This is a genomic window from Pseudomonas sp. 18-147 (assembly GCF_051048045.1).
Taxonomy (GTDB): domain Bacteria; phylum Pseudomonadota; class Gammaproteobacteria; order Pseudomonadales; family Pseudomonadaceae; genus Pseudomonas; species Pseudomonas aeruginosa.
Genome location: NZ_CP182296.1, coordinates 2,946,334 through 2,966,567 on the forward strand (window position 1 = coordinate 2,946,334; position 20,234 = coordinate 2,966,567).

Consider the following 20,234-nt stretch of genomic DNA (forward strand, 5'->3'; position numbering starts at 1 on the left):
CCGCGATGATTCCCTGCGAAGAAGAGATCCAGATCCGTGACATGGCGCGGCAGTTCGCCCAGGAACGGCTGAAACCGTTCGCCGCCGACTGGGACCGCGAGCACCGTTTCCCGGCCGAGGCGATCCGCGAGATGGCCGACCTCGGCTTCCTCGGCATGCTGGTGCCCGAGGAATGGGGCGGCGCGCAGACCGGGCACCTGGCCTACGCCATGGCCCTCGAGGAGATCGCCGCTGGCGACGGCGCCTGCTCGACCATCATGAGCGTGCACAACTCGGTCGGCTGCATGCCGATCCACAAGTTCGGCAGCGCCGAGCAGAAGGAGCGCTTCCTCCGTCCGCTGGCCCAGGGTTCGATGCTCGGCGCCTTCGCCCTGACCGAGCCGCAGGCCGGTTCCGACGCGAGCTTCCTGAAGACCCGCGCCCGCCGCGACGGTGACCACTACGTGCTGAACGGTGCCAAGCAGTTCATCACTTCGGGCAGCCACGCGGGGATGGTGATCGTCTTCGCGGTCACCGATCCGGATGCCGGAAAGCGCGGCATCAGCGCGTTCATCGTGCCCACCGACACGCCCGGCTACGAGGTGGTGCGGATCGAGGACAAGCTCGGCCAGCACGCCTCGGACACCTGCCAGCTGGCCTTCAACGACCTGCGTATCCCGGCCACGCTGCGCCTGGGGGAGGAGGGCGAGGGCTACCGCATCGCCCTGGCCAACCTCGAAGGCGGCCGCATCGGCATCGCCGCCCAGGCGGTCGGCATGGCGCGCGCGGCGTTCGAGGCGGCGCGCGACTACGCCCATGAGCGGGAAACCTTCGGCAAGCCGATCATCGAACACCAGGCGGTGGCCTTCCGCCTGGCCGACATGGCCACCCGCATCGCCGTGGCGCGGCAGATGGTCCACCACGCCGCCAGCCTGCGCGAAGCCGGCCTGCCGTGCCTGACCGAAGCCTCGATGGCCAAGCTGTTCGCCTCGGAGATGGCCGAGGAAGTCTGCTCCGCGGCGATCCAGACCCTCGGTGGCTATGGCTACCTCAAGGACTTCCCGGTGGAACGCATCTATCGGGACGTGCGGGTCTGCCAGATCTACGAGGGCACCAGCGACGTGCAGCGCCTGGTGATCGCGCGCAGCCTGTAGCGGCGACTATCCGTCGTTTCCGCAACGGCGCCTTCTCCCTTCAGGGAGAGGGCGCACTGAGGCACCTCGGAAGCAAATGCCCGAGCCTCGTTCGCCCTACGCCCCTTGGCAGGCGCTCACGCCGGCTGCGCCGCCTTGTTCTCGCGCGCGGTGACCTGCTGGCACAGCTCGATGATCTGCTCGCGCATCCAGCGGTTGGCCGGGTCCTGATCGGTGCTCTCGTGCCAGTACAGGTGGGTTTCCAGCTTCGGCACGTCGCTCACCGGCAGCACCGCGTAGTGCAGGTCGTGGTGACGGGCGAAGCGTTCCGGCACGGTCATCGCCATGTCGGTCTGCTGGACCACCGTGGAGGCCATCAGGTAGTGCTGCGAGCGCAGCGCGATCTTGCGCTGGATGCCCATCTTGCCCAGCGCCAGGTCGATGTAGCCGAGGCCGCTGCGGCGGCTGGAAATATGGATGTGGGTCAGGCCCAGGTAATCGTCCAGGGCCAGCTTCGGCTTGCCCGCCAGTGGGTGGCCGCGGCGCATGGCGCAGACGTAGCGGTCCTCCATCAGCTTGACGTGGCGCACCTGGGGATCGGTGTTCAGCGGCGCGTCGACGGCGAAGTCGAGGCGGCCGGCGGCGAGTTCCTTGGTGGTCTCGCGGCGCTTGGCGAGGAAGCTCTCGATATGCACGTTCGGCGCCAGGCGGCGCAAGCGCTGGAACAGCGGGGGGAGGATGACCGCTTCGGTGAGGTCGGTCATGCTGATGCGGTAGGTCTTGTTCGCCTGCTGCGGATCGAAGCTGCGGCTCTCCTGCACCGAAACCCGCAGCAACTGCAGCGCGTTGCGCACCGGGCCGATGATGTTCTGCGCCATAGGGGTCGGCACCATGCCTTGGGCGGTGCGCACGAACAGCGGGTCGTTGAAGGTCTCGCGCAGCCGGGAAAGGGCGTTGGATACGGCTGGCTGGGTGATGCCGACGATCTGCCCGGCGCGGGTCAGGTTGGCTTCGGTATAGATCGCATCGAACACGATGAACAGGTTCAGGTCGACTTTGTTCAGGTTCATGGCACTGGCTCCGCGACTTTTCTTGTTATTGGGGGCTTGGATGACCCCCATATGGATCATGAATGTTCATGGACGGAAAAAATAGACTGGGCAAATCTTAAGCCCTGTTCCGGCATCGTTACCAGCGCCTTTGTCCGATGCCTCGCTTGCCAACCCGTCAGAAGGTATCCCCCATGGATTTCGCCTATTCCCCCAAGGTCCAGGAGCTGCGTGAACGCGTCAGCGCGTTCATGGAAGCGCATGTCTATCCCGCCGAAGCCGTGTTCGAGCGCCAGGTCGCCGAGGGCGACCGCTGGCAGCCGACGGCGATCATGGAAGAGCTGAAGGCCAAGGCCAAGGCCGAAGGGCTGTGGAACCTGTTCCTGCCCGAGTCCGAGTACGGTGCCGGGCTGGCCAACCACGAATACGCGCCGCTGGCGGAAATCATGGGCCGTTCGCTGATCGGGCCGGAACCCTTCAACTGCGCCGCGCCGGATACCGGCAACATGGAGGTGCTGGTGCGCTACGGCAGCGAGGAGCAGAAGCGCACCTGGCTGGAACCGCTGCTGAGCGGCGAGATCCGCTCGGCCTTCGCCATGACCGAACCGGGCGTGGCCTCGTCCGACGCCACCAATATGGAGGCGCGCGCCGAGCGCCAGGGCGACGACTGGGTGATCAACGGGCGCAAGTGGTGGACTTCCGGCGCCTGCGATCCGCGCTGCAAGATCCTGATCTTCATGGGCCTGACCAACCCGGACGCGCCGCGCCACCAGCAGCACTCGATGATCCTGGTACCGGTCGACACCCCCGGGGTGAAGATCCTCCGCCCGCTGCCGGTGTTCGGCTACGACGACGCGCCGCATGGCCATGCCGAAGTGCTGTTCGAGAACGTACGGGTGCCCTACGAGAACGTCATCCTCGGCGAGGGCCGCGGTTTCGAGATCGCCCAGGGGCGCCTCGGCCCGGGCCGCATCCACCACTGCATGCGCTCCATCGGCATGGCCGAACGCGCCCTCGAACTGATGTGCAAGCGCGCGGTCAGCCGTACCGCGTTCGGCAAGCCGCTGGCGCGCCTGGGCGGCAACATCGACCACATCGCCGACTCGCGGATGGAGATCAACATGGCGCGCCTGCTGACCCTGCAGGCCGCCTACATGATGGATACCGTGGGCAACAAGATCGCCCAGAGCGAAATCGCCCAGATCAAGGTGGTGGCGCCCAACGTGGCGTTGAAGGTGATCGACCGGGCGATCCAGATGCATGGTGGCGCCGGGGTTTCCAACGACTTCCCGCTGGCCTACTGGTACGCCATGCAGCGCACCCTGCGCCTGGCCGACGGTCCGGACGAGGTGCACCGCGCGGCGATCGGCAAGTTCGAGCTGGGCAAGTATGTGCCCAGGGAGATGCTGCGCAGCAGCCGCTGACGGCTGTGGTATACGGGAAAGGCCCGCGGATGCGGGCCTTTTTCATTCCGGGGACTCCGCCCCTTTTTCCTCGGCGTTGCGTTCCAGCTGCCACGCGCGACGGCTGTGCAGCAGGGCGGCGAACTCGCGGGCCGCCCGCTCGTTGCGGAAGCAGATCCCGCGCGTGCCGAGGCGGACCCGCCAAAAAGGTTCAGTGTGGGTGTCCAGACGTTCGATCCAGAGCGTGTTCGGCATTCGGTTCGGCCTTGTCCTCGACGGTGGCTTTCGGCGTGCGGGTCTTCAGCAGGGAGAGCAGGATGCCGCCCGCCAGCAGGCCGAAGGTTACGCCAAGCGAGAGGCCGGCGGGAATCTTGCCGATCACACCGTGGAGCATGATCTTCGCACCGATGAACACCAGCACCAGGGCCAGGGCGTACTTCAGGTAGACGAAGCGGTGGATCATCGCCGCCAGCGAGAAGTACAGGGCGCGCAGGCCGAGGATGGCGAAGATGTTCGAGGTGTAGACGATGAACGGGTCCTGGGTGATGGCGAAGATCGCCGGCACGCTGTCCACCGCGAACACCAGGTCGGCCAGCTCGATCAGCACCAGGGCGAAGAACAGCGGGGTGGCGTAGCGCACCAGCTTGCCGCTGGCGTCCGGCAGGCGGACGAAGAAGTGATGCTCGTGCAGTTCCTTGGTCACCCGCATGTGCTTGCGCAGGAAGCGCAGCACCGGGTTGTGCTCCAGGTCGGGTTCTTCCTCGTGCTTGTTGAACAGCATCTTCACGCCGCTGAACAGCAGGAAGGCGCCGAACACGTACATGATCCAGTCGAATTCCTTCACCAGCGCGGCGCCCAGGCCGATCATGATCGCCCGCAGGACGATGGCGCCGAGGATGCCCCAGAACAGCACCTGGTGCTGGTAGCGGCGGGGGATGCCGAAGAAACTGAAGATCATCGCCATGACGAACACGTTGTCCATCGATAGCGACTGTTCGACCAGGAAGCCGGTGTAGTACTCCACCGCGCTGGTGGGGCCGAAAGCGTACCAGACCCAGCCGCCGAAGGCCAGGCCGCAGGCGAAGTAGCCGGCGGACAGCAGCAGGCTTTCGCGCACGCCGATTTCGTGGTGGTCGCGTTGCAGCACGCCGAGGTCGAGGACCAGGAGAACGATGACGATGGCCAGGAAGGCCAGCCAGAACCAGGTAGCCGTACCGAGGAACGGTTCGGTGAGAAATGCATGCAGAGCTGCCATTGGGCCCCCTCGCTTCGAATTGTCGGATGGTCATGTGACTCCGACATGGCGGCAATTGCTTACCGTCAGAGGGGCCCGCAGTCACTCGGAAAAAATAAACCAGGCTCCGGGCGCCGGCAAAACGGCGAGGTTACAAAGTGCTACAGCGTTCAGTAGACCCAGACTTCCACCCGCCGGTTCTTCTGTCGGCCCAGTTCCTGGTCGTTGCTGGCGACCGGCAACTCGTCGCCGAAGCCGGCGATCTCGCGGAAACTCACGCCGCCGCGGGCCAGTTCGCGGCGCACGGCCATGGCGCGCAGGCGCGAAAGCAGGACCGAGCGCTCGGCGTCGGACTTGGGATCGCCGAAGCCCACCAGCACGGTGCGCTCCTGCAACTTCCGATTTTGCCGCAGGTAGTCCAGCAAACGCTGTACGTCGAGCAGTGCCTTGTTGTCGAGCAGCGCGCTGCCTTCCTGGAAGCGGAAGTTCACCGTCAGGCGCCGCGCCTGTTCCGCGAGCTTGCGGTATTCGGCGGGCATCTGCGGGCGCGGTGCGATCTGCACCGCCTGGATCTTCTGCGCGACGAAGCCGCTGCGGGTGACGATCGCCTGGCCGCGCGGGCCCTGGGCGAAACGTACCAGGGCCTGGGCCCAGGGGTTCTTCTCGCCGGGCTTCAGGTAGAGGAACAGGCGGCGCGACAGCGGATAGTCCTCGGTGGCGATCAGGCTTTCCTGGGGCGCCATCGGCAGCGATTCGCCGTCGGCGATGGCCAAGGCGCGGGCCCGGCCCACCGACGCGATGCCGACGAAGCCGATGGCGTGCGGATCGGCGCTCACCGCGGCCGCCAGCCGATCGTTGGATTCGAAGCGGCGGGCGTCGCTGGCCAGGCTTTTGCCGTGACTGGCCAGCACCAGTTCCTTGAAGGTGTCGTAGGTGCCGGACTGCTCGTCGCGAGCGTACAGGCGGATGGCGCCGCCCTTGCCGCCCAGTTCTTCCCAGGTACGCACCTCGCCGGCGAACACCGCCGCCAGTTGCGCGGTGTCCAGCGAGGCCAGCGGGTTGTCCGGATGCAGGATGATCGCCAGTCCGTCGATGGCGATCACCTGCTCGGCATATGGGCTGCGCAGGTCGCCGAAGCCGGCCAGGGCGCGAACTTCGCTGTCCTTGACGGGACGCGAGGCCGCGGCGAGTTCGGCGTGGCGTTCGAGGAGGGCGGTGAAGCCGGTGCTCGAACCGTGGGCGGATAGCTCCACCCTCACCAGGCGGCCGTCGCGGCTCTTGCCGATCAGATGGAGTTCGTTTTCCCGTTCTCCGGGGGTACGGCGGATATCCTCCAGGCCTTCCTCTTCCATCAGGCCCTCGACCAGGGCCGGCAGGAGCTTCGCGCCGATGGTGTTGGAACCCTGGATGCGCAGCGCCGGCGTGTCGTCCGTGGGGATCGGCAAGGGGGCGGCGAATACCGACCAGGGGAAGGCGTAACAGAGGAATCCGAGGAAAACCAGGCTCAGGGTACGGCTCCAGAGGTCTTTGTCACTGGCGCGCTGGCGGTGTGGCATCGCGGGCATCGTCTTCTATGGGGGAAGGGATTTGCCGGCGAGATTAAGTCAGACGGGTGACGCTAAGGTTACAGCGTTGGGGAATCATGGCCCTGCGCCATTGTCTCGGTCAGGAAGTCGAGAAACACCCGGGTCTTGCCGGCCAGTTGGCGCGATGGATAGACCGCGTGGATCGCCGTCTCGTCGGCCTTCCAGTCAGCCAGCAATTCAACCAGGCGGCCTTCGGCCAGTTCCGCCTGTACGTACAGCCGTGGGATCAGGCTCAAGCCGAAGCCGGCGAGCAGGGCATCGCGCACCGCCAGGCTGGAGGACACCCGGTAACGGCCGGCGATAGGCACCGCTATGCACTCGCGGTCCTTGCGGAAGGTCCAGCGGTCGGCATGGCCAGAGAGGCTGAAGCGGATGCACTCGTGTTCGCGCAGGGCCTCCGGCCGCAGCGGCTGGCCATGCTGACTGAGGTAGGCCGGCGCCGCGCAGAGCACGTGCTCCAGGACCAGCAGCGGGCGGGCGACCAGGCCGGAGTCCGCAACCCGGTCGCTACCACGCAGGGCCAGGTCGATGCCTTCGGCGATCAGGTCCTGGCGGCCGTCCTGCAGGAGCAGTTCCAGGCGCAGCTCCGGATAACGCTGGAGAAAAGCCGGAATGGCCGGGGTCAGGCAGGTGAGGGCGAGGGTCAGCGGGGCGCTGACCCGCAGCAGGCCGCTGGGGCCCTGCTGCATCGAAGTGAGCGCGGCGTCGGCGGCCTTGAGGTCGTCGAGGATGCGCTCCAGGCGCTGCCGGTAGACTTCGCCGGCCTCGGTCAGGCTCATGCTGCGGGTGGTGCGATTGATCAGGCGCACCTTGAGGTGCGCTTCCAGCTCGGCGACGTTCTTGCTCACGGCGGCCGGCGAGAGATTCATCTGCCGGGCCGCGGCGGCGAAGCCGCCATTCGCGGCCACGGCGCGGAAGACCTTGAGAGCGGTGAGGTGATCCACGGGGATAATTCACTGTCAGTAATCAATGAATCAGGGATTAAACCATTATCAACCCGAGGTGTGCTGGCTAAAGTCTTGCCATAGTCCACGGTCCAAGAGGTGAATGACCATGCAACCCTTCGTCGTTGAACGTCTCGATCACATCGTCCTGCGGGTCCGCGACCTGGAACGCAGCATCGCGTTCTATCGCGATGTCCTCGGTTGCGTGGTGGTGAAGTGGCGCGACGACCTGGAGCTGGCCCATCTGCGCCTGGGCACGTCGATGCTCGATCTGGTCGCGGTGTCCGGGGCGCTCGGCCGGGAGGGCGGTGCGGCTCCGGGTGGGGAAGGGCGCAACGTCGACCATTTCTGCGTGCGCATCGAGCCGTTCGACGAGGCCGCGCTGGTCGCCCATCTCGAGGGGTTCGGCCTGGTCCCGCAGGTTCCCGCGGAAATCCGCTTCGGCGCCGAGGGCGACGGCTGGTCGCTGTACTTCTTCGACCCGGATGGCAATCGAGTGGAGCTGAAGGGGGCGCGGGTGGACAATCCTGCCTGAGGGAAAGGCCCCGCGCCGGATAGGGGGGCGGCGTCGGCGAGATCGCCCGGACCAGGTAGCGATCGCCTGAAGGCTCATCCGGGGATGAGCCTTTTCCTTGGGCTGAGCCTCAGGCCAGTTCCAGCCAGATCGGGGCGTGATCGGAGGGTTTCTCCATGCCGCGCAGGTCGTAGTCGATGCCGGCGTCCTTGAAGCGCGACTGCAGCACCCGGCTGGCCAGGATCACATCGATGCGCAGGCCGCGCTTGGGGTTGTCCTCGAAGCCACGGCTGCGGTAGTCGAACCAGCTGAAGCGGTCGTTCACCTCCGGATTCAGGGCCCGGAAGCTGTCGACCAGGCCCCAGTTCTTCAAGGTAGCCAGCCATTCGCGCTCTTCCGGCAGGAAGCTGCACTTGCCGGTCTTCAGCCAGCGCTTGCGGTTTTCCTCGCCAATGCCGATGTCGCAGTCCTCCGGCGAGATATTGATGTCGCCCATCACCACCAGGGCCTGCTCGGGCTTGAAGCTGTTCTCCAGCAGCGACTGGAGATCGGCGTAGAAGCGCTGCTTGGCCGGGAACTTGGTCGGATGCTCGCGGTTCTCGCCTTGCGGGAAGTAACCGTTCATCACGGTGATCGGGTTGCCCTGGGCGTCGCTGAAGGTGCCCCAGATGAAGCGCCGCTGGGATTCCTCGCCGTCGCTCGGGAAGCCGCGATGCAGTTCCAGGGGCGCCTGGCGGGAGAGCAGGGCGACGCCGTAGTGGCCTTTCTGCCCGTGGTAGTGGACGTGGTAGCCGAGCGCCTCGATCTCGGCCTGGGGAAACTGGTCGTCGGCGACCTTGGTTTCCTGCAGCCCGATCACGTCGGGCTGGTGCCGCTCGATCAGCGCCGCCAACTGGTGCGGCCGGGCGCGCAGACCGTTGATATTGAAAGAGACGATTTTCATGGTGGGCGTCCTGGCAAAAACAGGAATGCTAGCCCAGCCGGGGGATGCCTGGCGACCCTGGAGGCGCTGTGCTAGTGTCCGCCGGGTACCCGATGGCTGTGTGGCTTGGCGCCTTGCCGGCCCTGTGGTCTGCCGCGGACGGGGATGGCCAGGCCATCCGCTCGACCAATCGCCGTGGCGAAGCGTGCGTGTCGCTGCGCCGGTGGCCGACAAGGAATGCGTTCCATGCCTGATCAGGTCTCCGATGTTCGTCTGCTCGACGACGGCTATAGCCGCGAAGTCCGCTCGCTTTTCTACCACGCCTACCGCCACGAACCGACCTTCGCCTACCTGATGGATGCGCAGCGCGCCGGCTACGACCAGCGCGTGCGTGCCTGCGTCCGGGAGATGGTCGAGCGCCATCTGGGCGAAGAGTTGCCGGCCATCGGCCTGTTCATCGACGATCGGCTGGTCGCGGCGGCCCTGATCACGCCGCCGCAGCGGCGCCTGGATATCACCGAGAGCTGGAGCTGGCGCCTGCGCATGCTGTTCAGCGTCGGCCTGGCCGCGACCCGGCGCTACCTGGATTACCACCGGGCGGTGCAGGCCTGCCTGCCGGTCGGCCCCCACCACCAGTTGCCGATGCTCGGCGTGCATCCCGAGTACCAGGGCAGGCAGATCGGCGAGCAGTTGCTGGCCGCCGTGCAGCGCTGGTGCGCCGAGGACTCCGCTTCGCAGGGGCTGGTCCTGGATACCGGCAATGCGCGCTACCTGGACTTCTACCAGCGGCACGGCTACCGCGAGATCGGCGAGGTGACGCTGGGAGCGGTGCGCGAGCACGTCCTCCTGCATCCTGGCGAGACGCCGGCGGCGACCTGAGCGTTCCCCCGGACGCGCGAGAAAAGCCATGCCTGTCAGGCGCTTGGCGTCATAAAACCCGAATGTCAGGAGGTGGTCGGCGGCGTCCGCGCAAATCTGGACGCGCGCCACCCGCCTGCGTAGCATCCGCGCCATGAGACTGACTCAAGGATTGTTCCGGTTCCCGCTGGCCGGGCTGCTGTGCCTGAGTACGGCCGCCTTCGCGGAGAGCCAGCTTAGCGTGCGCGTCACCCCCGCCAATGCCGCCCTGAAGGCCAATATCGAGGCCTATGTGGGTAGCCTCGGCGAGCGGGACGAGGCGGCGTTGCAACGTTTCCGCCGCAATGCCGAGGCACAGGCGGAAAAGGCGGCCCAGGCGCTCGGCTACTTCCAGGCGCAGATCGACAGCGAGGTGAAGGACGGCAAGCCGCCGAAGCTCACGCTCAAGGTAGTGCCCGGCGAGCCCGTGCGCCTGCGCCAGGTGAATATCCAGGTGCTCGGCGAGGCCGCCAGCCTGGAGAGCTTCCGCTTGCCGTCGGGCAAGCAGCTGAAACCGGGCGCGAAGCTGAACCAGGGCGTCTACGAGGACGCCAAGCGGCTGATCCAGAACCAGGCCTCGCGCTACGGCTTCTTCCAGGGCCGCTTCAGCACCCAGCGCCTGAGCATCGATCCGCGCGCCGGCATCGCCGACATCGACTTGGTCTACGACAGCGGCCAGCGCTACACCTTCGGCAAGGTGAGCTTCGACGGCGACTCGATCATCGAGGAAGAACTGTTGCGCCGCATGGTGCCGTTCAAGGCCGGCCAACCCTATGACTCCGAACTGATCGCCGAACTCAACCAGAACCTGCAATCCAGCGGCTACTTCGAGGGCGTGCGGGTCGACGCCGCGCCGACCCAGGCGCAGGCCGACGGCGCGCGCCAGGCGATCCCGGTAGCGGTCCGGCTGGAGGCGCGCAAGCCCCGGACCATGGGCGTCGGCCTCGGTTTCTCGACCGACGTCGGGGCGCGCGCGAGGTTCAACTGGACCCGCCATTGGGTGAATGCCGAAGGACATAGCCTGGGATTCGAGTCGGAAATCTCCGCACCACGGCAGAACGTCGGCGCCTGGTACGAGATTCCCCTCGATCCGCCGCTCACCGACAAGCTGCGCTTCACCAGCGGCTACCAGTTCGAAGACCTGGTCGACACCGAGAGCAAGCTGCTGACCCTTGGCGGCGAATGGCACAGCAAGCGGCCCGATGGCTGGCAGCGGGTGGTTTCGCTGAACTGGATGCGCGAGGAGTACAAGCTGGGCGACGACTCCGGGCTGAGCAGCTTCCTGATGCCGGGGATCGGCTACTCGCTGCTGGAGACCGACAACAAGGTCGACCCCAGCCATGGCTACCGCCTGCAGTTCAACGTCAAGGGGGCGAAGGAAGGCCTGCTGGCCGACGCCGACGTCCTCCATGTCGACGCCATGGCCAAGGGCCTGACCAGCTTCGCCGGCGGCCATCGCCTGCTCGGCCGCCTGCAGGTAGGCGGAATCGCCACCAACGACTACAAGTCGATCCCGCCCTCGCTGCGCTTCTTCGCCGGCGGCGACCAGAGCGTGCGTGGCTACGACTACCGGACGCTGTCGCCGGAGAATTCCGATGGCGACAAGATCGGCGGCCGCTACATGATCGCCGGCAGCGTCGAGTATCAATATCCGCTGGCCGAGCGCTGGCGCCTGGCGACCTTCGTCGACCAGGGCAACGCCTTCAACTCGCTGGACTTCCCGTCGATCAAGACCGGGGTCGGCTTCGGCGTGCGCTGGGTCTCGCCGGTCGGCCCGTTGCGCCTCGACCTGGCCCATGCGCTCGACGACGACGGCGGTTTCCGCCTGCACTTCTCCATGGGGCCAGAACTGTGAAGGCGCTGAAGATCACCTTGCTGGCCATAGTCGGGCTGCTCCTCGCGCTGCTCCTGGGACTCGCTGCGCTGCTCGGCACCCAGACCGGCAGCGCCTGGCTGCTCGGCCGCGTGCCGGGCCTGCAGGTCAGCGGCTTCGAGGGTCGCCTCGGTGGCGCCTGGCAGGCACAGCGACTGTCCTGGGCGCAGGACGGTACGCAACTGGTCGTCGAGCGGCCGGAACTGCGCTGGTCGCCGGCCTGCCTGGCGGGGCTGCGCCTGTGCCTGCAGCGGGTGGCCGCCGAACGGGTCGCGCTGAACCTGCCGCCGAGCGGCGACAGCGCCGACAGCGGGCCGATCAGCCTGCCGACGCTGAAACTGCCGCTGAGCATCGAGCTCGGCGAAGTGGCGGTCGGCAGCTTCCTGCTCGACGGCAACCAGCAGGTCGCCGAACTCAAGCTGGCGGCCCATTGGCTGGCCGATGGCCTGCACATCGACTCGCTGACGGCGCGGGGCTTCGGCCTGGACCTGGCGCTCCAGGGGCGCTTGCAGCCGAGCGGCGACTGGCCCTTGCAGGCCGAAGCCACGCTCGGCCTGCCCGCTCCCGAAGGCAAGCCGTGGAAGCTGGCCGTCCAGGTCGGCGGTGAGCTGCAGCAGGCGCTGACCCTGAAAGGCCGCAGCAGCGGTTACCTGGACGGCAGCCTGGAAGGACAGTTGCAGGCGCTGGCGGAAAACCTGCCGGCACGATTGCTGATCCGCGCCGACGGTTTCAAGGGTGCGGCCGGACTACCGGACACCTTGACCCTGAATGCCATCCAGCTCGATGCCGGCGGCGATCTCAAGAGCGGTTACCTGATCCGCGGTGGCGCCAGCCTGCCGGGCGAGGGCGGGGCGGTGGCGTTGAGCCTGGACGGGCGGGTCGACGCCCAGGGCGCGGATATCCGCCAACTGCGCCTGGACGCTGGCGGCGAGCAGCGCCTGGAGCTGGTCGGACGCCTGGACTGGCGCGAAAGCCTGGCCGCCGACGCGACCCTGGACTGGAAGGACTTCCCCTGGCTGCGCCTGTATCCGCTGGAGGAGCCGCCGCCGGTGACGCTGAAGACCTTCAAGGCGGAAGTGCATTACCAGGACCAGCGCTACCTGGGCAATTTCAGCGCGGCGGCGAGCGGTCCGGCGGGCGACTTCACGCTGGCCAGCCCGGTGTCCGGCGACCTCGTCCAGCTCAACCTGCCGTCGCTGCAGCTCCGCGCCGGGCAAGGCCAGGCCGAGGGGAGGGTGACGTTGCGTTTCGACAATGGCGTGGCTTGGGATACCGCCCTGCAGCTCAGCGAACTGAACCCGGCTTACTGGGTCGCCGAGCTGCCGGGTTCACTGGCCGGTCCCTTGCGTAGCCAGGGAAGTGTTCGCGACGAGCGGCTGGCGTTGGGCGTGGATCTCGACGTCAAGGGCCGCCTGCGCGGCCAGCCGGCTCTATTCCAGGCGCGCGCCGAAGGCGAGGGGCAGCGCTGGACGATGGGCAACCTCGACCTGCGCCTGGGGGATAACAAGGTTCAGGGCAGCGGGGCGCTCGACCAGCGCCTGCAAGGCCGCCTGGACATCGCCCTGAACCGTCTCGGCCAGCTTTGGCCGCAACTCTTCGGTCGCCTCGACGGACGCCTCGACCTGGCTGGCAGCCTCGCGGCGCCGCAAGGCAGGCTGAACCTCAAGGGACAGCAGATCGCCTACGCCGAGCAGCGCATCGCCGGCCTCGACCTGCAGGCGAACCTCGATGCCCGGCAGAACGGCACCCTGGCGCTGGTCGCTTCCGGCCTGCGCAGCGGCGAAACCGACCTCGGCCTGTTCAAGGCCAATGCCCGCGGCGACCAACGCCGCCAGCAACTGGAACTGGACCTGCAAGGTGCCTTGCTCAAGCTCGGCCTGGCCTTCGACGGGCAACTGGAGCGCGGCAACTGGCGCGGTCGCCTGGCGCGCGGCGAGTTGAGCAGTGGCGGCCAGGACTGGAAACTACAGCAGCCGGCGCGCCTGGAGCGGTTGGCCGACGGCAGGGTCAATTTCGGCGCACATTGCTGGGTATCCGGCGCCGCCAGCCTCTGCGGCGGCGAGCAGCGCCTGCTGCCCGAGCCGCGGCTGCGCTACACCCTGCGCGACTTCCCGCTGGACAGCCTGAAGCAATGGTTCCCCGAGGACTTCGCCTGGCAGGGCAAGCTGAACGGCGACCTGCAACTGGACGTTCCGGCCCGCGGCCCGAGCGGCGTGGTCAGCCTGGACGCCGGCAGCGGTACGCTGCGCCTGCGCGACCAGGGCCAGTGGGTCGACGTCGGCTACGACAGCCTGCGCCTGGAGAGCCGGTTGGCGCCCAACCGCGTCGATACCTCCCTCGACTTCCGCGGACCGAAGCTCGGCGAGTTGCGGGTGCAGGCGCAGATCGACCCGCGCCCGGCGAGCAAGCCGCTGAGCGGCGAGTTCAGCCTGGCCGGCCTCGACCTGTCGCTGGCGCGCCCGTTCGTGCCGATGGTGGAGAAACTGCAAGGCAGGCTGAACGGCAGCGGCCGGCTGTCCGGCGGCCTGCTGGCGCCGCGGGTCGACGGACGGGTGACGCTGAGCGACGGCAACATTGGCGGCGGCGAGCTGCCGACCAGCTTCGAGAACCTTTCCCTCGACGCTCGCATCGCTGGCGAAAGCCTGGAACTCGGCGGCGGCTGGCGCAGCGGCAGGTACGGCCAGGGCAGCCTGTCCGGCAACCTGAGCTGGGGCGACGCGCTGAACGTCGCCCTGAACATCCGTGGCAACCGCCTGCCGGTGGTGGTCGATCCCTATGCGCAACTGGAGGTGGAACCGGACCTGAAGATCGGCATGGCCGGGCAGGAGCTGGCGATCTCCGGCAAGGTCCTGGTGCCGCGTGGCGACATCACCATCCGCCAGTTGCCGCCATCCACGGTCAGGGTCTCCGACGACGCGGTGATCGTCGGCTCCGAGCAGCCCGAGCAGCAGCCGCTGAAGATGAAGATGGACATCGATGTCGAGGTCGGCCAGGACAAGCTGGCGTTCTCCGGCTTCGGCCTCAGCGCCGAACTGGCCGGCCACCTGCACATCGGCGACAACCTGGATACCCGCGGCGAGCTGAACCTGAACAAGGGCCGCTATCGTGCCTACGGCCAGCGCCTGACGATCCGTAGGGCGCGGCTGTTCTTCGCCGGACCGATCGACCAGCCGTACCTGGATATCGAGGCGATCCGCCGGGTCGACGACGTGGTCGCCGGCCTGCGCCTGACCGGCAGCGCCGAGCAGCCGACCAGCGCGGTATTCTCCGAACCGGCGATGAGCCAGGAGCAGGCGTTGTCCTACCTGGTGCTGGGGCGACCGATGAGCACCGGCGAAGACAGCAACATGCTCGGCGAGGCGGCCCTGGCCCTGGGCCTGGCCGGTAGCGCACCGCTCACCGGGGAAATCGCCAAGCAGCTCGGCATCCAGGACTTCCAGCTGGACACCGAGGGCACCGGCAACAGCACCAGCGTGGTCGCCAGCGGGAATATCACCGACAAGCTCAGCCTGCGCTATGGTGTTGGAGTGTTCGAACCGGCAAATACCATCGCCTTGCGCTACCAGTTGACCAAACGCCTCTATCTCGAAGCGGCGAGCGGCCTGGCCAGTTCGCTGGACCTGTTCTTCAAGCGCGATTTCTGACGGATGCGCTGATACGGACCATGCGTAACGCATAAAAGTGTGTCACTTTTAGCGGCGCATCGACGTCGTAGAATGGAGCGGGCGCCGACCGCCAGGTCGGTGCCCGAAGCAACTCGGCACAAGGACTGGCTGACATGATTTCCGTCTATCAACTCAAACCGCGCTTTCAGAATCTTCTTCGTCCCGGCGTGCAGCGCCTCTACCGGCGCGGCATCACTGCCAACCAGGTGACCCTGGCGGCCTGCCTGCTGTCGCTGCTGGTCGGCGCGCTGGTCGCCGGTTTCGCCAGCCATCTCTGGCTGTTCGCCCTCGTTCCGCTGTGGATGTTCCTGCGCATGGCGCTGAACGCGGTGGACGGCATGCTCGCCCGCGAGTTCGGCCAGAAATCCGACCTGGGCGCCTACCTCAACGAACTTACCGACGTGATCGCCGACAGCGGCCTGTACCTGCCGTTCGCCCTGTTGCCGGGAGTCAACCCGCTGTGGGTGGTGCTGGTGGTGCTGCTGGCGGTGATCAGCGAATATGCCGGCGCGCTGGGCACCATGGTCGGCGCTTCGCGCCGCTACGACGGCCCGATGGGCAAGAGCGACCGGGCGCTGTGTTTCGGCGTGATCGGCGCCGGGGTGGCCAGCGGCCTGTTGCCGCTGGCCTGGATCGACTGGCTGATGTTGCTGATCGCGGCCCTGCTGTTGCTGACCATCGGCAACCGCGTGCGCCAGGGCCTGGCCGAGCTGGCCGCGAGTCGACGGGGCAGCGACGGCCAGGCCTGAGAGGGAACGGGCGAACGCCATGGAGGTGGGCGCCCGCAGGAAGCAACCCCGCCGGGATCCCGGCCGGGGCAACGACATAGGGACATCACATGCGCGACGTACAGGAATTGCGTTTCACCACCCACGACGGGGTAGAGCTCTTCTACCGCCACTGGCCGGCCAGCCGCCCGGCGCCGGACGGCACGCGCCAGGCGGTACTGCTGTTCCACCGCGGCCATGAGCACTCCGGGCGGATCGCCCACCTGGTCGACGAACTCGACCTGCCGGAACACGACTTCTTCGCCTGGGACGCCCGTGGCCACGGCCTCTCGCCAGGCGCCCGCGGCGACAGCCCGAGCTTTGCCACCAGCGTGCGCGACGTACAGACCTTCGTCGACCATATCCAGGCCGTCCACGGTATCGCCGAAGAGCGGATGGCGGTGGTGGCGCAGAGCGTCGGCGCGGTGCTGGTTTCCACCTGGGCCCACGACTACGCGCCGAAGGTGCGCGCACTGGTGCTGGCTTCGCCGGCGTTCCAGGTCAAGCTCTACGTGCCGTTCGCCCGCAGCGGGCTGAAACTGATGCGCCTGTGGCGCGGCAATTTCTTCGTCAACAGCTATGTCAAGGCACGCTTCCTCAGTCACGACCCGCAGCGGATCGCCTCCTACGACAGCGACCCGCTGATCGCCAAGGCGATCTCGGTGAACGTCCTGCTCGGCCTCTACGAAGCTGCCGAGCGGGTGGTAGCGGACGCACAGGCGATCCAGATTCCCACCCAACTGCTGATTTCCGGGGCCGACTTCGTCGTCCATCGTGCGCCGCAGGAGCGCTTCTTCGAGCGTCTCGGCAGCCTGCGCAAGGAAAAGCACATCCTGCCCGGCTTCTTCCACGACACCCTTGGCGAGCGCGATCGTCACCTGGCCGTCGGCCGTGCCCGGCGCTTCCTCCTCGAGGCATTCGCCACGGCACCTGAACGACCGAGCCTGCTCGATGCCGACCGCCTGGGCCATACCTGCGCCGAGGCCGAGGCGCTGGCCGCGCCGTTGCCGAAGAACTCGCCGCGCGATCTCTACTGGCGCGCCACCCGTGCCGGGCTGCGCCTGGGCAGCCTGTGGTCGGACGGGGTCAAGCTGGGCTTCGACACCGGTTTCGATTCCGGCAGCACCCTCGACTATGTCTACCGCAACCAGCCCAGCGGCAGCGGCCCGCTGGGTCGCCTGATCGACCGCAACTACCTGGACTCCATCGGCTGGCGCGGCATCCGCCAGCGCAAGCTGCACGCCGAGGAGCTGCTGCGCCTGGCCATGCAGCGGTTGCGCGAGGAGCAGCGCGAGGTGCGCATCGTCGACATCGCCGCCGGCCACGGCCGCTACATCCTCGAAGCTCTGCAAGGCGTCGAGCCGCTGCCGGAAAGCATCCTCCTGCGCGACTACAGCGAGATCAACGTGCGTGACGGCAGCGCCCTGATCGAAAGCAAGGGCCTCGCCGGCATCGCCCGCTTCGTCAAGGGCGACGCCTTCGATCGCGCCGACCTGGCGGCGCTGCAACCGAAGCCGAGCCTCGGGGTGGTTTCCGGGCTCTACGAGCTGTTCGCCGACAACCGCATGGTCGGCGACTCCCTCGCCGGCCTCGGCGAGGCGCTGGAGGAGGGCGGCTACCTGGTCTACACCGGACAGCCCTGGCACCCGCAGCTGGAACTGATCGCCCGCGCGCTGACCAGCCACCGCCAGGGCCAGGCCTGGGTGATGCGGCGCCGGACCCAGGCGGAAATGGACCAACTGGTGGCCGCCGCCGGCTTCCGCAAGATCACCCAGCGGGTCGACCAGTGGGGCATCTTCAGCGTATCGCTGGCGCAGAAGGTCGCCCGCTGATGGCGCCGCGCGAGCCGGGGGTACTGAAGCGGGCGGTGCTCTGGCTGCTGTTCCTCGGCCCGTTCTTCTTCGCCAGCTATGGCCTGGCCAACTGGTTGACCAGCCAGCGCGGCGACGTCGGCAGCCTGGTCTTCGACTGGGAACGCGGGATGCCGCTGTGGCCCTGGACCATCCTGCCGTACTGGTCGATCGACCTGCTCTACGGCCTGTCGCTGTTGTTGCCGCGGGACAAGCGCGAGCTGGACACCCACTGCCTGCGCCTGCTCAGCGCCCAGGTGCTGTCGGTGACCTGCTTCCTGCTGTTCCCCCTGCGCTTCACCTTCGAACGGCCGGAACTGGGCGGCGTGTTCGGCTGGCTGTTCGACGTGCTGATGGGGTTCGACAAACCGTACAACCAGGCACCGTCGCTGCACATCGCCCTGCTGGTAGTGCTCTGGGTCTGCTACGCGCGCTACGCCAGCGGCGCCTGGCGCTGGCTGCTGCATGGCTGGTTCGCGCTGATCGGGCTGTCGGTGCTGACCACCTGGCAGCACCATTTCATCGACGTGCCCACCGGCGCGCTGGCCGGTTGGCTGTGCGTCTGGCTGTGGCCGCAGGCGCAGCCCGCGCCGTTCGCCCGCGCCAGTCTGAGCCGCGACCGGCAACGGCGGCGGCTGGCCGCTCGCTACGGCCTCGGCGCGCTGGCCTGCGCCGCCGTCGCCTTTGCCGTCGGCGGTGCGGCGTTGTGGCTGTGCTGGCCGGCGCTGGCGCTGGCGCTGGTGGCGCTGAACTACCTGCTGTTCGGCGCCGCCGGCTTCCAGAAGGGCAGCACTGGCCGCCTGAGCGCCGCCGCGCGCTGGCTGCTGGCGCCATATCTGCTTGCCGCGCGGATCAACGCCTGGCTCTGGACCCGTCGCCGGCCGCAGCCGGACGAGGTGCTGCCGGGCCTCTGGTTGGGGCGCCTGCCGTCGTCCGCGGAACTGGCCGACGGCCGCTTCCGCGCATTGCTCGACGCTACCGCCGAACTTTCCTGCGAGCCGCAGGGGCTGGCCTATCGCAGCCTGCCGTTGCTCGACCTGGTCGCGCCGGACGTCGAGGACTGCCGGCGCGCCGCGGTGCTGATCGACGAACTGCTGGCGCAAGGGCCGCTGCTGGTGGCCTGTGCCCTGGGCTATTCGCGCAGCGCCACGCTGGTCGCCGCCTGGCTGCTGCTCAGCGGCCGCGCGGCGGACGTCGAGTCGGCCGTGGCGGTGTTACGTCGGGCGCGACCGCAAGTGCTGCTGGGCGAGGCCCAGCGGCGGACCCTCGCGGCGCTGAGCGGGAGCGTGCCGGAGCCATCGGCGGAACTGGGCGAGGTGCGCCATGCCTGAGCAAACCCTGGCCCTGGTGGCGGCCCTGCTGCGCCGTGGCCGCGAGCTTGACCGGCTGTCCGCCGCACTGACCCTGCTGGCCATCGGGCTGGGCCTGTACCAGGCCGTGCAGGGCATCGGCTGGCGCTATTTCGCTGCGGCGATGCTGGCGATCGCCCTGCTCGGCCTGTGGCAGAAGTACTGGGCGCTGCGAGTGGCCCTGGACGCCGAACTGTTCGAACGTTTCAGCCGCGTCGGCGACAGGCTGGAAGCGCAGACCCAAGACCTGGACCGGGCCCTGGCCGATCTCGGCCTGGCCCGAGCGGACGCCGCAGGGCGCACCTGGCACCAGCGCAGCCGCGGCGCCCTGCGCCTGCTACGCTGGCAGGCGCTGGCCTGTGGCGCCCAGTTCCTGCTGGCCTTGTCGTGCCTGTTGTCGGTCCCTCTATTCAACGCTCAAACCTGAAGAGTCTTCCCATGCTCGAATCAGTCGTCGCCTATGGCATCATCGCCGGCGCCCGCGCCATCACCGGCTTGCGCAGCCTCTGGCTGGGCACCACGCCGATCCCCAAGCAACGCATCTATTACGCCAACCACAGCAGCCATGGCGACTTCGTCCTGCTCTGGGCCTCGCTGCCGCCGGAGGTGCGGCGGCGTACCCGGCCGGTGGCGGGCGCCGACTACTGGAACAAGGCCGGCCTGCGCAGCTACGTGATCAACAAGGTGTTCAACGGCGTGCTGGTCGACCGCCAGCGCAGCGAGGCCAATGCCAATCCGCTCGAACCCCTCGACCGCGCCCTGGACGGCGGCGATTCGCTGATCATCTTCCCCGAGGGCACCCGCAACCTGGACGACGAGGTCAAGCTGTTGCCATTCAAGAGCGGTATCTACCACCTGTCCCTGGCCCACCCGGACGTCGAGCTGGTGCCGGTCTGGCTGGCCAACCTCAACCGGGTCATGCCCAAGGGCCGCATGCTGCCGTTGCCGCTGCTCTGCACCCTGAGCTTCGGCAAGCCGCTGGTCGCCACGGCGGAAGAAGGCAAGGAGGCGTTCCTCGAACGAGCGCGCATGGCCCTGCTGGACCTGGCGCCGGAAGAGGAGGCCTGAG

Annotated in this window: 17 protein-coding genes; 11 read left to right on the forward strand and 6 right to left on the reverse strand. The window is 67.7% G+C overall.

Features of this window, described 5'->3' with window-relative positions; translation table 11 throughout:
• Positions 1–5: 5 nt before the first annotated feature.
• Positions 6–1,133, forward strand: a complete 1,128-nt coding sequence (locus ACM0M4_RS14180) for an acyl-CoA dehydrogenase family protein (protein WP_003090001.1) — start codon at positions 6–8, stop codon at positions 1,131–1,133.
• A gap of 116 nt (positions 1,134–1,249) precedes the next feature.
• Here ACM0M4_RS14180 and ACM0M4_RS14185 read toward each other — a convergent pair whose 3' ends face one another.
• Positions 1,250–2,182 (reverse strand): LysR family transcriptional regulator, encoded by a 933-nt coding sequence (locus ACM0M4_RS14185; protein ID WP_003090000.1) that lies wholly within the window; start codon positions 2,180–2,182, stop codon positions 1,250–1,252.
• 173 nt (positions 2,183–2,355) lie between these two features.
• On the opposite strand from ACM0M4_RS14185, the gene ACM0M4_RS14190 reads away from it, so the two are divergent.
• Complete coding sequence (locus tag ACM0M4_RS14190) at positions 2,356–3,585, forward strand: acyl-CoA dehydrogenase (protein WP_003089998.1); 1,230 nt, start codon at positions 2,356–2,358, stop codon at positions 3,583–3,585.
• Between the two features lie 42 nt (positions 3,586–3,627).
• Here ACM0M4_RS14190 and ACM0M4_RS14195 read toward each other — a convergent pair whose 3' ends face one another.
• The 4 genes from ACM0M4_RS14195 to ACM0M4_RS14210 form a co-directional block, all read right to left on the reverse strand.
• Positions 3,628–3,819 carry a hypothetical protein gene (locus ACM0M4_RS14195; protein ID WP_023115944.1) on the reverse strand — a complete coding sequence of 64 codons (192 nt, stop codon included), beginning with the start codon at positions 3,817–3,819 and terminating at the stop codon, positions 3,628–3,630.
• Positions 3,776–4,819, reverse strand: coding sequence for a TerC family protein (locus tag ACM0M4_RS14200; protein ID WP_023115945.1), 1,044 nt, complete (start codon positions 4,817–4,819; stop codon positions 3,776–3,778). The genes ACM0M4_RS14195 and ACM0M4_RS14200 overlap by 44 nt, the downstream gene beginning before the upstream one ends.
• Positions 4,820–4,968: 149 nt before the next feature.
• Positions 4,969–6,363, reverse strand: a complete 1,395-nt coding sequence (locus tag ACM0M4_RS14205) for a substrate-binding domain-containing protein (RefSeq protein WP_077149087.1) — start codon at positions 6,361–6,363, stop codon at positions 4,969–4,971.
• A 59-nt stretch (positions 6,364–6,422) separates the two neighbouring features.
• Positions 6,423–7,337 (reverse strand): LysR family transcriptional regulator, encoded by a 915-nt coding sequence (locus tag ACM0M4_RS14210; RefSeq protein WP_115288772.1) that lies wholly within the window; start codon positions 7,335–7,337, stop codon positions 6,423–6,425.
• A gap of 94 nt (positions 7,338–7,431) precedes the next feature.
• On the opposite strand from ACM0M4_RS14210, the gene ACM0M4_RS14215 reads away from it, so the two are divergent.
• Positions 7,432–7,863 carry a VOC family protein gene (locus tag ACM0M4_RS14215; protein ID WP_017001941.1) on the forward strand — a complete coding sequence of 144 codons (432 nt, stop codon included), beginning with the start codon at positions 7,432–7,434 and terminating at the stop codon, positions 7,861–7,863.
• Between the two features lie 109 nt (positions 7,864–7,972).
• Here the strand turns inward: ACM0M4_RS14215 and xthA are convergent, their stop codons facing one another.
• Positions 7,973–8,785, reverse strand: coding sequence for an exodeoxyribonuclease III (gene xthA / locus ACM0M4_RS14220; RefSeq protein ID WP_003104469.1), 813 nt, complete (start codon positions 8,783–8,785; stop codon positions 7,973–7,975).
• A gap of 144 nt (positions 8,786–8,929) precedes the next feature.
• Between xthA and ACM0M4_RS14225 the strand changes: the two genes are divergently transcribed.
• From ACM0M4_RS14225 to ACM0M4_RS14260, 8 genes are all read left to right on the forward strand, one after another.
• A complete protein-coding gene (locus ACM0M4_RS14225) occupies positions 8,930–9,643 on the forward strand; it encodes a GNAT family N-acetyltransferase (RefSeq protein ID WP_115288773.1) in 714 nt (237 codons plus the stop codon).
• Positions 9,644–9,776: 133 nt separating this feature from the next.
• Positions 9,777–11,516, forward strand: coding sequence for an autotransporter assembly complex protein TamA (locus tag ACM0M4_RS14230; protein ID WP_004343881.1), 1,740 nt, complete (start codon positions 9,777–9,779; stop codon positions 11,514–11,516).
• Positions 11,513–15,178 (forward strand): translocation/assembly module TamB domain-containing protein, encoded by a 3,666-nt coding sequence (locus ACM0M4_RS14235; protein WP_115288774.1) that lies wholly within the window; start codon positions 11,513–11,515, stop codon positions 15,176–15,178. The genes ACM0M4_RS14230 and ACM0M4_RS14235 overlap by 4 nt, the downstream gene beginning before the upstream one ends.
• 134 nt (positions 15,179–15,312) lie before the next feature.
• The gene (locus tag ACM0M4_RS14240; protein WP_003122639.1) at positions 15,313–15,948 is read left to right on the forward strand and encodes a CDP-alcohol phosphatidyltransferase family protein; all 636 of its coding nucleotides are present in this window, start codon (positions 15,313–15,315) and stop codon (positions 15,946–15,948) included.
• Positions 15,949–16,037: 89 nt separating this feature from the next.
• Complete coding sequence (locus tag ACM0M4_RS14245; protein ID WP_004349997.1) at positions 16,038–17,798, forward strand: bifunctional alpha/beta hydrolase/class I SAM-dependent methyltransferase; 1,761 nt, start codon at positions 16,038–16,040, stop codon at positions 17,796–17,798.
• On the forward strand, positions 17,798–19,147 hold the full coding sequence (locus tag ACM0M4_RS14250; protein WP_003116853.1) for a phosphatase PAP2/dual specificity phosphatase family protein: 1,350 nt from the start codon (positions 17,798–17,800) through the stop codon (positions 19,145–19,147). Before ACM0M4_RS14245 ends, ACM0M4_RS14250 begins: the two co-directional genes overlap by 1 nt.
• Complete coding sequence (locus ACM0M4_RS14255; protein WP_003158539.1) at positions 19,140–19,592, forward strand: hypothetical protein; 453 nt, start codon at positions 19,140–19,142, stop codon at positions 19,590–19,592. The genes ACM0M4_RS14250 and ACM0M4_RS14255 overlap by 8 nt, the downstream gene beginning before the upstream one ends.
• Positions 19,593–19,603: 11 nt before the next feature.
• A complete protein-coding gene (locus ACM0M4_RS14260; protein ID WP_003113327.1) occupies positions 19,604–20,233 on the forward strand; it encodes a lysophospholipid acyltransferase family protein in 630 nt (209 codons plus the stop codon).
• Position 20,234 lies beyond the last annotated feature (1 nt).